The following is a 14,009-nucleotide window of genomic DNA, read 5'->3' as shown; positions in this document are numbered from 1 at the left end:
CCCCATGTGGCGGTCACCCTGTGAGCCCGCGGCGCGGAACCGGCGAGCGGAGTGTGGGCAGCCGTAGTAATCGTCCTTGGGTCCAGCCAAGGTGCCGCCAAGCACCGCCTGGCACCGTGGCTGCCGATATGACTCACATGCGACGCAACTGGGATCTCCTCGTCACCTCCAGCGCGCTGGCCGTCGTGGTGATCGGCGTCGCCGCGCCCCACCTCAAGCGGCTCGTGTCGACAGCGCGAGCGTGAGCTCGGCGATCGTGGCGGGCGCCTTCAGCGACCGCCCGAGCAACGCCTCCACGCGCCCGAGCCGGTACCGCAACGTATTCGGATGCACGTGCAGCGCGGCCGCGGCCGCGTTGACGTCCTGATCGCGCGCGAAGTACTCGACGAGCGCCGTCAGCACCGCCTCCGGCAACGGGTCGAGCAGCGCGTCCACGCGCGGGCGCACCAGCTCGGGATCGACCTCGGCCAGCAGCAGCGCGGGCAGGTCGAACGCCTCGAACGACGCCAGCCCCCGCTCGTGGGCGAGCACGGCGTCGCGATAGGACCGCGGGACGCCGGCGACGTCGTGGACCGGCCTCCCTCCCAGCTCACCATGGGTCAGAGCGACCCAACGGTCTCTCCGCCGGGTCACGAGCAGCCCAGGGATCGGCGCGTCGGACACCACCACGCGCGCCGGGAACGTCACGCCGAACGACGCCGCGCGCGACGCCAGGCCGCGCGTCTCCCCGCCCGGCGTGAGCTCGAGCAGCTCGTCCAGCAGGGCCGCGCGGACGGCGCGTTCCTGGTCGCGGGCCAGCTCGGCGAGACGTTCGGTGGCGGCGAGCAGTGGCACCGCGGCCTGGGCCGCGGCGCGCGCGAGCGGGACCCGGCGGCGTGCCGTCACCGCGAGCCAGCCGGCCTCGGCGATCGGCACGGTGACCACGTGCCAGCCGGCGTCCTCGAACTCGCGCTCGGCGACGCGGCGGCGGATCGCCTCCGCGTCCGGCACCGCGCCCGCGGACGGGCCGTCGAGCACGAGCACGCCCGCGTCGAGCATCCGCGCCAGGCGCTGGACCATCGCCGTGCGGGGATCGGGCTCGCGCAACGCGTCGACGAGGTGGCGCTGAATCGCGGTCAGGCGCTGGTAGCGGTGCAGGTCGCCGGACAGCGAGGAGCGCGCGACGAAGCCGGTGATGTCGCGGAACGCGGTCTCCAGCGGCACGGCCAGCACCGGGAAGGAGCGCGCTCGCGCCTCCTCGACCAGCGCGCGGGGCGGCCGCTGGAAGACGAGCCCCAGCCCGATGCCGAGCGCGCTGATGCCGGCCTCGTCGAGCTCGGCGATCAGCGCGCGCTGGGCCGCGGCGCTCCCGCGGAGCCGCATGCCCGCGGTGAGCATCAGCCAGCGGCGCTCGAGGAAGCGGGTCGGGAGCTCGACGTCGATCGAGTGGGCGCCGGCGACCTCGCGCGCGAGCGCGTCCGCGCCGCCGGCCACGAGCGTCAGCCCGAGCTCTTCGGCGGCGAGGAGGTCAGCGAGAACGAGCACAAGTCACGGGTTCGAGATTTGGAGATCGCACAATAGTCTCCGCGCGCGAGGAGAGGACACTCGGGCCATGACCGCGACGCAGATCCCCTCCTCATCCGCCCGCGAGCGCTGGGTTGCGCGCGGCGTCAGCGCCCCCGCGATCGAGGCCGTCGGCGCCAAGGGCGCGACGGTCACCGGCGTGGACGGCGTCGAGTACCTCGACTTCGCCGGCGGGATCGGCTGCCAGAACCTCGGCCACAACCCCGACGCGGTCGTCGCGGCCATCCATACGCAGGTCGACGCGTACCTGCACCAGTGCTTCATGGTCGCCGGCTACGAGCCGTACGTGGACGTCTGCCGCAAGCTCGGCGAGCTGTCGCCGTGCCGCGGCGGCGAGCAGAAGTCGATCCTGCTCAACTCGGGCGCCGAGGCCGTCGAGAACGCCGTCAAGATCGCGCGCGCCGCCACCGGCCGCCCCGCGATCGTCACGTTCGACCGCGGCTTCCACGGCCGCACGCTGCTCACGATGAGCCTGACCAGCAAGGTCAAGCCGTACAAGCAGGGCTTCGGCCCGTTCGCGCCGGAGATCTACCGCACGCCCGCGCCCTACCCGTACGCCGGCATCTCCTCCGACGACGCGATCGCGGCGCTCGAGCAGCTCTTCCTCGCCCACGTGGACCCGCAGACGGTCGCGGCCGTGATCATCGAGCCCGTCCAGGGCGAGGGCGGCTTCATCCCGCTCCCGGAGGACTTCCCGCGCCGGCTGCGGGAGATCTGCGACCGCCACGGCATCCTCTGGATCGACGACGAGGTCCAGGCGGGCGTCGGCCGCACCGGCCCCGTCTGGGCGATCGAGCACTACGACGCGCAGCCCGACCTGCTCGTGTCGGGCAAGTCGCTCGGCGGCGGGCTGCCGCTGTCGGCGGTGACCGGCCGCGCGGAGCTCATGGACGCCGTCGGGCCCGGCGGCCTGGGCGGCACGTTCGGCGGCAACCCGGTCTCGTGCGCGGCGGCGAACGTCGTGCTCGACGAGGTCGTCAAGCTGCGCCCGCGATCCGAAGCGCTCGGCGTCAAGCTCCGCGCCGCGCTGGAGGCGATCGACAACCCGGTGATCGGCGAGGTCCGCGGCCTCGGGCCGATGCTCGCGCTCGAGCTCACCGACCCGGCGCGCGCGGCGCAGGCGGTCGCCAGGGCGCGCGCGGAGGGCCTGCTGCTGCTCACGTGCGGGCTGCGCGGGAATATCATCCGGCTCCTGCCGCCGCTGACCATCACCGACGAAGAGCTGGCCCGCGGTCTCCAGGTCCTGGAGCGCGCCTTGCGGTGACCCACCCGCTCGACCCCCTGTCGGCCGACGAGCTGCGCGCCGCGGCGGCGATCCTGCGGCGCGACCACGGGGTGGGCGAGCGCTGGCGGTTCGGGTCGATCGACCTGCGTGAGCCCGAGAAGGGCGACCCCGCACCGGCGCGCGAGGCCGAGGTGATCTGCTGGGACCGCGACTCGGGCGATGCCTACCGGGCGATCGTGGCGCTCGACGCCGGCCGCGCCACGATGGAGCGCCTCGAGGGCGTCCAGCCGAGCCTGCACCCCGACGAGTGGCACGAGTGCGACGCCACGCTGCGCCATGACCCCCGCCTGGTCGCGGCGCTGGCCAAGCGCGGCATCACGGACATGGACCGCGTCCTGATCGACGTGTGGGGCTACCGCGGCTACCTCGGCCCGGAGCAGCACGCGGGCCGCCGGCTCGGCTGGACCGACATCTGGTTCCGCGCCGAGCCCGACTCGAACCCGTACGCCAACCCGGTCAACGGCCTGCACTGCATCGTCGACCTGAACGCGATGGAGCTGCTGGAGATCGAGGACACGTTCGTGGTGGACCGGCCGCAGATCAGCGGCGAGTACCTGCCGCGCTTCGGTCCCAAGGCCCGCCAGGACCTCGAGCCGATCGAGATCACGCAGCCGCACGGCGTCTCGTTCACGCTCGACGGCCATGCGCTGCGCTGGCAGAAGTGGTCGTTGCGGCTCGGCTTCAACCACCGCGAGGGCCTCGTCCTGCACACGCTGGCCTTCGACGAGCGCCCGATCGCGCACCGCCTCTCGCTCGCCGAGATGGTCGTCCCGTACCGCGACCCGACGCCCGACCACCTGCGCCGCACGGCCTACGACATCGGCGAGTGGGGCCTCGGCTACATGACGCAGTCGCTCGAGCTCGGTTGCGACTGCCTCGGCGAGATCCGCTACCTGGACGCCACGCTGCACGACACCGCCGGCGAGCCGTACACGATCGCCAACGCCGTCTGCATCCACGAGGAGGACGACGGCGTGCTGTGGAAGCACGTCGACCACCAGCACGGGGCCGAGGTGCGGCGGTCGCGCCGGCTCGTCGTCTCGATCCACGTGACCGTCGCCAACTACGAGTACCTCGTCTACTGGCGGCTCTACCAGGACGGATCGATCGAGTGCCACGTGCGCGCGACCGGGATCATGGTCGTCGGCCATCTCCCCGAGGGCGAGCGCGCCGTCCACGGGACGATGGTGGACACACGCACGTACGCCCCCTACCACCAGCACTTCCTGATCGCGCGCCTGGACCTCGACGTCGACGGCGCCGACGGCAACACGGTGCACATGGTCGAGTCACGGCCGGGCAAGGGCCTCGCGCTCGACCAGCGCGCCACGCCCCTGACGACCGAGGGCGCGCAGGACTACCGCTGGGAGACCCAGCGCGCGTGGAAGGTCACCGGCGCCACGCGCAACCACGTCGGCGACCCGACGGCGTACAAGCTCGTCCCCGGCGCCGCGCTCCCGCATCTGCTCGAGGACGACCATCCGCTCCTCGTCGAAGCGGGCGCGCTGCGCCACACGCTGTGGGTCACGCCCTACGCCCGCGACGAGCGCTGGCCGTGCGGCGACTTCCCCAACCAGTCGACCACGCCCGGCGGCCTCCCCGTGTGGACGCGGGCCGAGCGCCCGGTCGAGGATGCCGACATCGTCCTCTGGTACGTGTTCGGCATCCACCACATCACCCGCGTGGAGGACTGGCCGATCATGCCCGTGGACGCGGTGTCGTTCTGGCTCAAGCCGTTCGGGTTCTTCGACCGCAACCCGGCGCTGGACGTTCCTCCGGCCCCGAGCCACTGCGAGCACTGATCACCGGCTAGCCGTACGGTCGCGAGCCGTCCGGTCCGTCATCGTCGGCGGCATGCTGCTCCGCCTCACGCTGCTGCTCACCGTCCTGCTCGCCGCGCCCGCGCACGCGGTCGTGAACGGGCAGCCGCTCGCGCCCTCGAAGGCGCCCTGGTTCGTGCCCGCGGGCATCTGCGGCGCGACGCTGATCGCGCCCGACCGGCTGGCGACCGCCGCGCACTGCGTGGACCCGGTCGACCTGGCCGACTTCGAGCGCGTGAAGGTGGGCTCCGAGACCCGGCGGGGCGTCGCCGTCGCCCTGCCGCCGACGTGGCGGGAGCGCTCCGCCGGCTTCGCGCGCGACGACGTCGCGATCATCCGGCTGGACCGTCCGGTGACCGGGGTCAAGCCGGTCCCGCTGGCGACGAGCACCCCCGCGAAGGTGCGGATCCTCGGCCAGGGCAAGCGGGCGTGGGACGCGCCCACGGGCCGTACCCCGCTGCGTCAGGCGACGCTGACGACGCTGTCCGACGGCGCCTGCGGCCCGAAGTGGAAGGGGACCAAGTACGCGAAGCGCTTCGAGGCCGCGTCCGAGGTGTGCGCGGGCGGCAAGGCCTCGGTCTGCGCGGGCGACAGCGGCGGCCCGATGATCGGCGGCACGCTCGCCGCGCCCGTGCTGGTCGGCATCATCAGCTGGACCGGCCCGCGCTGCGGCGAGGACAAGCTCCCGAGCGTGAGCGCGGAGGCGGCGCACTACGCCGACTTCCTGCTGGCCGCCGAGCCGGTGTGGGCCCCGGTCGCCGCGGGCCCGACGACGATCACGCGCGCCGGCGACACGCTCACCTGCAGCGCGGCCTGGACGATCGCGCCGGACGACGTGCGCTTCCGCTGGCGCCGCCGCGAGCGCGGCAAGACCACCTACGAGTTCACGACCGTCGGCTCCGGCGCGACCTACACGGTCACCGCGAAGGACCGCGGCGCGCTGCTCGACTGCGGCGCGCTCGGGTCCAACGCGGGCGGGCGGAGCGAGGCCGCGCCTAGCGCCGTCCGCGCTTGAGCGCGGGCATCGACTCCAGGTCGTTGACGAAGCCCGGCGTCGCCTCGACGCGGTCCAGCCAGCCGGCGATGAACCGGTCCTCGCGCGGGTCCACGCCGGCCTCGTCGGCGCAGTGCACGTACGCGTACAGCTGGATGTCCGCCACCGAGTAGTCCTCGCCCGCGATGAACGGCCGGCGGTCCTCCAGGCCGCGCGCCAGCGCGCTCAGCGCCCGGCGCCCCTGGGACAGCCGGTTGGCGTAGATCTGCGGGTTGTCGTTGACGAGCCCGCGCAGCGCCATGAACCGGGCGACCGCCAGGCCCGGCTCGATCTGGTTCTGCTCGAAGAACAGCCACTGGTGGACGCGGGCGCGCTGCAGGCCGGGCGGCGGGAGCAGCGGCGTGCCCTCGGCCAGGTACAGCAGGATCGCGCCGGACTCGGCCAGGAACTCGCCCTCCTCGGGCTCGAGCACCGGCACGAGCTTGGTCGGGTTGCGGCTGAGCTGCCCCGGCCGCTCCTTGTCGAAGATGTCGACGTGGACGCGCTCGTACTCGATGCCGAGCTGCGCGAGGGCGAGCCGCGCCTTCAGGCAGTTGGCCGAAGCCGGGTGGTCGTAGAGCTTCATCGCAGCACCCTCCGGAAGAACGCCACGGTCTCCGCGAACGCGCGGTCGGTGGCCTCGGGATCGAAGCGGGGGCCGATGTCGCGGCCGAAGGCGTGCTCGGCGTCGTACTCGTGCCACTCGTAGCGCGTGCCGGCGGCGTTGAGGCCGAAGCTCACGGCGTCCCGAGCGCGCTGGGGCGTGTGCGGGTCGCCCGTCCCGAAGATCAGCATCAGCTCGCCTTCGATCTCGCCCGCCCGCTGGAGCGCGTCCGAGGGGTCCTGGCCGAGCTTGCCGTCGTGCAGGCCGGTCGGGTACCAGAGCGCGGTGCCGGTCACGCGCGGGTCGAACGCGGCGCGGAAGCCGAGATGGCCGCCGGTGCAGTGACCGCTCGCGCCGACGGGCGTGCCGCGCGCGCTCAGGTGGTCGACGGCCGCGGCGATGTCCTCGTCGAACTCGGCGGTGGTGATCGCCTCGACGTCGGCCTGCCCGCGCGCCTTGCCCTCGTCATCGAAGGCGAGCACCGTGTCCGGCGGCTCGACGCGGTGGTAGATCTCCGGCACGACGACGTGGAAGCCGTAGCCGGCGAGCCGCACGGCCCAGCGCAGCGAGCTGTCGGTCAGCTGGAAGATGTCGGTGTAGAACACGACGCCGGGCCAGGCGCCTTCGGCTTTCGGGGCCGTGACGAACGTGCGCATCTGACGTTCGCCGACGGGGATCTCTACGAACTCACGGGTGACGACCACCCGCCCATCGTGCCATGCTGACGCCGCCATGGCCTCCCCCGACCAGCCCACCGCCCCGTATCTGGACGCCGTCGTCGCCTACGGCTTCCGCGGCTCGACCCGCTTCCACGTGCCCGGGCACAAGGCCGGCAACGCGGCCGACCTGGGCGTGCGGACGGCCTTCGGCTGGCAGACGCACCGGCTCGACATCCCGCAGGACATCCACGGCGTCGACCTCGGTCCCTCGCCCACGCCCTACGAGCGCGCTGAGCAGCTCGCGGCCGAGGCCTACGGCGCGGCGCGCTCGTGGTTCCTGACCAACGGGGCGACGCAGGGCAACCACGCGCTCTGCCTGGCGCTGGCGCCGCTGAACGCGCCCGTGGTGGTGCAGCGCAACGCGCACGCGTCGGTGGTCGACGGGCTGGTGCTCAGCGGCGGGCTGCCGACGTGGGTGGCGCCCGAGTACGAGCCCGTCCTGGGCATGGCGCACGGCGTCACGCCGGACGCCGTCCGCGCGGCCCTGGAGGCGACGCCGGACGCGCGCGCCGTGTTCATCGTGTCCCCCACGTACTACGGGATGGCGGCGGACGTGGCGGGCTGCGCGGAGGTCGCGCACGCGGCGGGCGTGCCGCTGGTCGTCGACCAGTCCTGGGGGCCGCACCTCGGCTTCCACGAGGAGCTGCCCGCGGGGGCGCTGGAGCTCGGCGCGGACGCGATGCTCACGTCGGTGCACAAGATCGCCGGGTCGCTGACGCAGTCCGCGCTCCTGCACGTGAGCGACTCCGGGCGGGTCGACCCCGAAGCGGTGGCGCGGACGCTGCGGCTCGTGCGCTCCACGTCGCCGTCGTCGCTGCTGATGGCGTCGCTGGACGGCGCGCGGCGCCAGCTCGTCCTGCACGGCGAGGCGCTGCTGAGCGGCACGATCGCCGCCTCCCGCCGCACGTGCGCGGCGATCGACGAGATCCCCGGCTGCCGCGTGGTCGGCGACGAGCAGATCGGCCGCCCGGGCGTCGCGGGGCGCGACCCGCTGCGGATCGTGATCGACGTCCGCGGCACGGGCGCGACCGGCTACGAGATGGCCGCCGCGCTGCGCTCGAACTTCGACACGCAGGTCGAGCTCGCCACGCAGGCGACGATCGTGCTGGTGCTCGGGATCGACGAGCCGCCGCGTGAGCTCGAGCGCTTCATCCACGACCTCACGTGGATCGCGAAGCGGATGGAGCGCCCGGGCGAGACCGAGGAGGTCACCCTCGCGACCGGGACGTTCGAGAACGAGGTCGTGGTCGCGCCGCGCGAGGCGTTCCTGGGCGTGAGCGAGGTCGTCGCCGTCGACGACGCGGTCGGGCGGGTCAGCGCCGAGGCGATCGCCGGCTACCCGCCGGGCATCCCCGTGCTGCTGCCCGGCGAGCGGATCACGGACGACGTGATCGCCTACCTACGGTCCCTGAAGGCGGTCGGCGCGCGCCTGCACGGCGCGAGCGACCCCGCCTTCGAGACCATCCACGTGCTCGTTCAGTGATGTCCGTGGTGCGCGTGCACCACCGCGTGGCCCTTGCCGCGTGAGATCAGCCAGCGGTTGACCGGGTAGGCGGCGGCGCCCGCGATCAGCAGCGCCGCGGCCAGCGCGGCCCAGAAGCCGACGTCCGACAGCGTGGCGTCCATCGCGCCCGGGATGAGGAGCATGATCGCGTTGTCGACCAGCTCCATGATCGCGATCGAGATCGTGTCCGAGGCCAGCGCGAGCGGGATCACGGCGCTCAGCACCAGGCCCGAGCGCAGCAGCGGGATGCTCGTGAAGCTGTAGCCGAACAGGAACGCGAGCGCGATCGCCAGGACGACGGTCGCGCCGGCCGACCACCCGAGGGCGGTGCCGATGATCATGCCCAGCACCTCGCCCACGGCGCACCCGGACAGGCAGTGCACCGTGGCGCTGAACGCCAGGCGGTTCAGGGACTGGTGCTCATCGTGCTGCATACCCCCCAAGGGTATCAGCGAGCTGGGAGCGGCTGCTGATGCCGAGCTTCCCGTAGGCGCGGCCGAGATGGACCTCGACGGTCTTGAGCGTCACGAACAGCGCTTCCGCGATGTCCCGGTTGCGGTGCCCCTGCGCGGCCAGCTCGGCCACCCGGCGCTCGGACGGCGTCAGACCCTCGGGGCCGCTGACGGCGACGCGCTGCGGGCGCGCGCCGGCGATCACGAGCTCGTCGTGGGCGCGCTTCTCGAGCGCCTTGGCGCCGGTCAGGAGCGCGAGCTCGCGCGCTTCGCGCAGCGGATCGCGGGCGTCGGCGCGGCGGTTCGCGCGGCGCAGAGCGGCGCCGTAGGCGGTGAGCGCCTCGGCGAGGATGAGCCGGCTGGGCGAGCGGCGCGCCGCCGCGACCGCCTGCTCGAGCCACTCGACCTCCTCGTCGCGAGCGAGCGCGAGCCGCGCGCCGGCGACGAGCACGCGTGCCTCGTGGCCGTGCAGGCCGCGCGCACGAGCTCGGCTGAGCTGCGCCTGCGCGAGCGCGCGGGCCTCGTCCAGCCGGCCGGCGTCGGCGAGCGCGGTGATCAGCGTCGCGCGCGTCGGGTTGCGCAGCGAGGCGACCCAACCGCGGCGGCGCTCGAGCGCGAGGTGCTGCTCGATCTCGGCGATCGCCTCCTGCGGGCGGCCGCGCTCGAGCAGGATCCGCCCGCGCAGCGCGTTGAAGCCGCAGATCGGCAGCACCGTGTCGCGCGCCTCCGAGACGAGCGCCTCCGCGAGCAGCTGCTCGGCCTCGTCGACATCGCCCGCGTCGAGCAATGCCGCGGCGAGCGCGGTCCGCACGGACCGCGTCGCGCCGCCGCCGGACAGGCCGGCCTGGATCTCGATCGCGACCCGGCCCGCCTCCTGCGCGGCCTCGAGGTTGCCGAACTCGTGCTCCCAGCGTGCGCGGGCCATCGCCACGCCGCCGGTGCCGACGCGCGAGCCGGCGCGCCGCACGACCTGGCACAGGCGCTCGATCGCCGCCTGCGCCTCGGCCGCGGCCTCGACCGCCATCAGCGCCTCGATCGCGTACAGCACGGCCGGCTGCTCGGGCCGCTCGAAGAGCGCACCGTCGGCGAGCGCGCGCTCGGCCACCGCACGGACCTCGTCGCTCGGCGCACCGCGCGCGGCGAGCTCGAACGCGCGGTGCGCGAGCACCGCCGGCCGGTCCTCGGCGCGCGCGAGCCGGCGCCGCCGCTCCTCGGCCAGGTCGTGGTCGTAGTTGAGCCCGTCCAGCAGGTCGTCCTCGAGGTCCGCGGCCAGCTCGGGGTCGACGGGCCGCACCCGCTCGATCGCCCGGTCGAGCGTGTCCGCGGCCTGCTCGGCGCGCCCGCTGACCACGTGCACGCGCGCGAGTGCCTGCGCGGCCCGCGCCGCGACGACGGGGTCGCCCGCGGCCGCGGCCGCCTGCAGGTGCGCGTGCGCGGCCGGGTCGCCGGCACGGCTCTCGGCCAACCCGAGCAGGAGCAGCAACGCCGCGGGAGCGGAGACGTCGCCGGCGAGCGGCACGGCCTCGTCGCGGCCCGCAGCGGGCGCGGGGCGGCTCGCCGCGGTCTCGGCCAGCGCTCGGCGCAGGTGGTGGACGGCCACGTCGGGATCGCCGCTGCGCAGCGCGGCCTCGCCCGTGCGGGTCAGGACGGCGGCGGCGTCGGGGTCGCGGGCGGGCTCGGCGGCGAGTAGCTGGGCGGCGGTCAGGCTCTCGTCGGCCCCGGCCTCCTGCATCAGGCGGGCGGCGCGACGGTGCAGGAGCGACCGCGTGGCCGGGACGACGCTCGCGTAGACGGCCTCGCGCATCATGGCGTGCGTGTAGCGCAGGCGGCCCGCCTCCAGAAGGCCCTCGCCGGCGAGCGCGGCGTGCGCGCCGGCGGCGAGCGGCTCGGGCAGGCCCGCGAGCGCGTAGGCGACGCCCGGGTCGGTGCGTGGGCAGACGATCGCCACCGCGCGGGCGAGCGCGAGGGCTTCCGGGGAAAGCCGGTTCAGGCGGCCGTGGACGAGGCGGGCGATCGTGCCGGGCACCGCGCGGCGGACCGCGTCCGCCTCGGACGCGGACCCGGTGAAGCCACCGGCGGCGAGCGTGCGGCGCAGCTCGCGCACCAGCAACGGGTTGCCGCCCGTCGTGCGGCTCGCGGCGTGGGCGAACTCCGGGTCCAGCTCGCCGTCGAGCGCGGTCGCCACGAGGCGTGAGACGGCGTCCGGGCTCAGCGGCGCCGGGTGCAGGACGGTCGCGGCGGGCGCGGCGAACAGGGCGTCGATGAGCGGCTCGTGCTGGTCGGGACGCAGGCCCGCGATCAGGACGACCGGCAGGTGCTCGATCCGGCGGGCGAGCATCCCGAGCGTCTTCAGGCTGCCGGCGTCCGCCCACTGCGCGTCGTCGACGACGATCGCGAGCGGCTGCTCGCCCGCCAGCGCCGCGAAGCGCTCGTACAACCCGTGCAACCGCGCGTGGGAGTCGGCCACGGCGTCGTCGAGGTCGGGCAGCAGCTGGCGGATCACGCCGAACGCGAAATCGCGCTCGAGGTCCGCGCCGATCGCGCTGAGCGTGCGCAGGCCGGCCGCCGCGGCCTCGGCCCGGGCGGCCCGCAGCAGGGTCGTCTTGCCCTGCCCCGCGGGCGCCTCGACGAGCACCACCGAACCGCAGCCGTGGCGCGCCGCGTCGAGCTGGGCACGGAGCGTGAGGAGCTCCGTCTCCCGTTCCAGCAGCTCCGCGTCGGCGACCGTGATCATCGTGCCGCTGAAGCTACGCGCCCAACCGCCCTGCGTGGGTGAGGCCAACAACCGGCGTTGGGGTGCGGCCAGCACGACAGCCCAAATGTAGGGGTAAGTGCCGGGGGCCCACCTGATGTCGGCAAACGCATTCCGCGGGAGGCTGTGGTCACTCCCCAGCCCCTCCCCTCCCCGGAACCCTCCCCATGCCCTCTCTTCGCCACGCGGCCGCGGCCGCACTGGCGGCGCTCGCCCTCGTGGCACCCGCGACCGCCGCTGCCCAGAACTACGACGACACCGCCTACTTCGCCACCGCCGACACGCTCCAGGTCCAGCTCGACAAGCTCTGGAACGAGCGCAAGGGCTACTACGAGGGCGGCGGTGGCGGCGTCGAGCCGATGATCAACTCGCTGATGCTGCTCGGCCACTCGGTCGCCGCGATGGAGGGCCACACGGGCCCTTCGCGCAACGACGAGCGGGCCCGCCAGCTCGCGCTCGAGCTCGTCAAGGGCCCGTACGTGACGTCGCCGGCGCTCGGCCAGTCGCACGCGCCCGGCTGGACGAACTCGATGAACGGCAAGGGCTTCCAGCACCTCGTGTTCGACGCCGAGGTCGTGGACGGCCTCGTCTACGCCTACCGCGCCCGCGAGGCCCTGCAGCTCCCCGAGTCGACCGTGACCGCCATCCGCAACGCGATCTCGCGCACGGCGCGTGGCTCGTTCTGGCGCTACCCGACGATCCGCCTGAACCAGATCAACTGGTACTCGCTGATGTACGCCGCCGACGCGACCGTGACCGGCGACCCGGCGCTGCTCAAGCGCGACTTCGCCGCCCAGCTCAACCGCTTCGTGCGCGAGGCCAAGACCAACTTCGGCGCCGGCATGCGCTTCCACTACCTCCCCCACGAGCGCCTGAACCACCCCGCGAACGTCGACTCCGCCGAGTACGCGAACATCGTCCTCAGCTTCACGCGCTTCTACGACCAGGCGCGGCGCGCCGGGATGGCGCCGCTGGACATGAACAAGAAGCGCGTCGTGGCCGAGTGGATCGAGCGCGCGATCGCCGGCTACTGGACGCACGGCGGGTACATGAACTGGGACTCCGGCCTCGGCTTCGACCGCTGGCACCAGTCCAAGAAGCTCGGCCTGACGCAGCAGGCGCTGATCGGGATCGCGTCCGCGCCGTCCCTGAGCGACGCCCGCTGGCAGCGCTACGCGAAGTACATGCTCGACCAGTCGCTCGGGTTCTACACCCGCACCGCCGAGCGTGACGGCGGGATCGCCGACGCGCTGTTCTTCAAGGTGCACGCCGTCCCGCAGGGCGTGGGCAGCGCGCGGCTCGGCGCGGCCCGGGTGCTGGCCAACGCGGCGCGAGCGGTCGACGCCGGCCTCGGCTCCAAGCCGTCGGTCGAGCCGCCGGCGTTGTACGCGTTCGACCCGGACATCGGCCGCCTGGCCGTGACCACGCCGGCCTACAACACGGCGATCGTGGCCGTCAACCAGAAGGCGTTCCCGTACGGCGGGCTCGACCTCGCGCGGCTGTTCAACGGCACGCAGGAAGTGGCCGCGAACATCGGCGGCACGCCGCCCGCGTCCTTCGGCGCGCTGATCCGCGACGTGACCGGCCGGCGCGTGCTCGCCTCGCAGGTCGCCCGCTCGGCGGTGGACAAGAACGTCACCCCGCTGCGGCTGATCAAGGCCCCGTCGGGCGCCGGGGCGTCCGCGGCGAGCGCCGTCGGCACGTCCTTCGCCGGCGCGTTCACCGACCTGCGCGCGACCGGCACGATCAGCGGTTCGAACGGCACGCTGCGCGTCACGCACCAGTTCACGCCGCGCTTCATCCAGACGCGCTGGGACGTGGCGCGGCGCGGCACCCGCGCGCTGAGCGCCGACATCCTGTTCCCGAGCACCGGTCGTGAGGCCACCGTCGTGGCCGTGCTCAAGAACGGCACCCAGGTGCGCGTCACCGACCAGCGGATCGCCCTCGACCGGATCTCCCGCTTCGAGGTCACGAGCGACCGTTCCGGCTACACGGTCACGCCGCTCACCCGCCCCGCCGGCGCCGCCGCGCACCTGATGCGCCCGGCCCGCCAGAGCTCGGCCCCGGACGCCGGCCCGACGCTCGCCGTCCAGATCGCCCGCAACCAGCGCTTCTCGCGGGTGGCGTTCACGGCCCGGATCACGCCCCGGAACGGATGACCCCTCAGGGGGTGCGGACGCAAAGTCCAGGGGTGCGCCCCGATTGCTCGGGGGAGGACGGCCGCCCATAGTCGCGGGCTCCTCCCCTGATCACTCCCCGAAGGAGACCCATTGTCCC

At 74.0% G+C, this 14,009-nt stretch carries 10 protein-coding genes; 5 read left to right on the top strand and 5 right to left on the bottom strand.

What is annotated here, in order from left to right:
* Nucleotides 1–213: 213 nt before the first annotated feature.
* The gene (locus C8N24_RS23365; RefSeq protein WP_121254670.1) at nucleotides 214–1,524 is read right to left on the bottom strand and encodes a PucR family transcriptional regulator; all 1,311 of its coding nucleotides are present in this window, start codon (nucleotides 1,522–1,524) and stop codon (nucleotides 214–216) included.
* A 67-nt stretch (nucleotides 1,525–1,591) separates the two neighbouring features.
* Here C8N24_RS23365 and C8N24_RS23360 point away from each other — a divergent pair, with 67 nt between their 5' ends.
* The 3 genes from C8N24_RS23360 to C8N24_RS23350 are packed head-to-tail and all read left to right on the top strand — an operon-like array spanning nucleotide 1,592 to nucleotide 5,683.
* A complete protein-coding gene (locus C8N24_RS23360) occupies nucleotides 1,592–2,827 on the top strand; it encodes an aspartate aminotransferase family protein (protein WP_121254668.1) in 1,236 nt (411 codons plus the stop codon).
* The gene (locus tag C8N24_RS23355) at nucleotides 2,824–4,650 is read left to right on the top strand and encodes a primary-amine oxidase (protein WP_121254666.1); all 1,827 of its coding nucleotides are present in this window, start codon (nucleotides 2,824–2,826) and stop codon (nucleotides 4,648–4,650) included. The genes C8N24_RS23360 and C8N24_RS23355 overlap by 4 nt, the downstream gene beginning before the upstream one ends.
* Nucleotides 4,651–4,702: 52 nt before the next feature.
* A complete protein-coding gene (locus C8N24_RS23350; protein WP_121254664.1) occupies nucleotides 4,703–5,683 on the top strand; it encodes a S1 family peptidase in 981 nt (326 codons plus the stop codon).
* Here the strand turns inward: C8N24_RS23350 and C8N24_RS23345 are convergent.
* Together C8N24_RS23345 and C8N24_RS23340 are read right to left on the bottom strand one after the other, a co-directional pair.
* Nucleotides 5,664–6,287 (bottom strand): glutathione S-transferase family protein, encoded by a 624-nt coding sequence (locus C8N24_RS23345; protein ID WP_121254662.1) that lies wholly within the window; start codon nucleotides 6,285–6,287, stop codon nucleotides 5,664–5,666. The two genes, C8N24_RS23350 and C8N24_RS23345, sit on opposite strands and share 20 nt — an antisense overlap.
* On the bottom strand, nucleotides 6,284–7,009 hold the full coding sequence (locus tag C8N24_RS23340; RefSeq protein ID WP_211340118.1) for a dienelactone hydrolase family protein: 726 nt from the start codon (nucleotides 7,007–7,009) through the stop codon (nucleotides 6,284–6,286). The genes C8N24_RS23345 and C8N24_RS23340 overlap by 4 nt, the downstream gene beginning before the upstream one ends.
* Before the next feature lie 28 nt (nucleotides 7,010–7,037).
* Here C8N24_RS23340 and C8N24_RS23335 point away from each other — a divergent pair, with 28 nt between their 5' ends.
* Complete coding sequence (locus C8N24_RS23335; protein WP_121254658.1) at nucleotides 7,038–8,507, top strand: aminotransferase class I/II-fold pyridoxal phosphate-dependent enzyme; 1,470 nt, start codon at nucleotides 7,038–7,040, stop codon at nucleotides 8,505–8,507.
* Here the strand turns inward: C8N24_RS23335 and C8N24_RS23330 are convergent.
* Entirely contained in the window at nucleotides 8,501–8,962 is a 462-nt protein-coding gene (locus C8N24_RS23330; protein ID WP_121254656.1) for a DUF4396 domain-containing protein, read from the bottom strand. The two genes, C8N24_RS23335 and C8N24_RS23330, sit on opposite strands and share 7 nt — an antisense overlap.
* A complete protein-coding gene (locus C8N24_RS23325) occupies nucleotides 8,949–11,714 on the bottom strand; it encodes a LuxR family transcriptional regulator (protein WP_121254654.1) in 2,766 nt (921 codons plus the stop codon). Before C8N24_RS23325 ends, C8N24_RS23330 begins: the two co-directional genes overlap by 14 nt.
* Before the next feature lie 185 nt (nucleotides 11,715–11,899).
* Here C8N24_RS23325 and C8N24_RS23320 point away from each other — a divergent pair, with 185 nt between their 5' ends.
* Complete coding sequence (locus C8N24_RS23320) at nucleotides 11,900–13,891, top strand: hypothetical protein (protein ID WP_147447946.1); 1,992 nt, start codon at nucleotides 11,900–11,902, stop codon at nucleotides 13,889–13,891.
* Nucleotides 13,892–14,009: the final 118 nt, after the last annotated feature.

The sequence above is a fragment of the Solirubrobacter pauli genome, assembly GCF_003633755.1.
Classification (GTDB): Bacteria; Actinomycetota; Thermoleophilia; order Solirubrobacterales; family Solirubrobacteraceae; genus Solirubrobacter; species Solirubrobacter pauli.
Note: the sequence above shows the minus strand (reverse complement) of the source record. Positions and strands in the feature narration are given on the sequence as shown.

Excerpts from the sequence above, each read along its gene's own strand:
- C8N24_RS23360 (WP_121254668.1), top strand. The coding sequence starts at position 1,592 with ATGACCGCGACGCAGATCCCCTCCTCATCCGCCCGCGAGCGCTGGGTT.
- C8N24_RS23350 (WP_121254664.1), top strand. The coding sequence starts at position 4,703 with ATGCTGCTCCGCCTCACGCTGCTGCTCACCGTCCTGCTCGCCGCGCCC.
- C8N24_RS23345 (WP_121254662.1), bottom strand. The coding sequence starts at position 6,287 with ATGAAGCTCTACGACCACCCGGCTTCGGCCAACTGCCTGAAGGCGCGG.
- C8N24_RS23335 (WP_121254658.1), top strand. The coding sequence starts at position 7,038 with ATGGCCTCCCCCGACCAGCCCACCGCCCCGTATCTGGACGCCGTCGTC.
- C8N24_RS23330 (WP_121254656.1), bottom strand. The coding sequence starts at position 8,962 with ATGCAGCACGATGAGCACCAGTCCCTGAACCGCCTGGCGTTCAGCGCC.
- C8N24_RS23325 (WP_121254654.1), bottom strand. The coding sequence starts at position 11,714 with ATGATCACGGTCGCCGACGCGGAGCTGCTGGAACGGGAGACGGAGCTC.
- C8N24_RS23320 (WP_147447946.1), top strand. The coding sequence starts at position 11,900 with ATGCCCTCTCTTCGCCACGCGGCCGCGGCCGCACTGGCGGCGCTCGCC.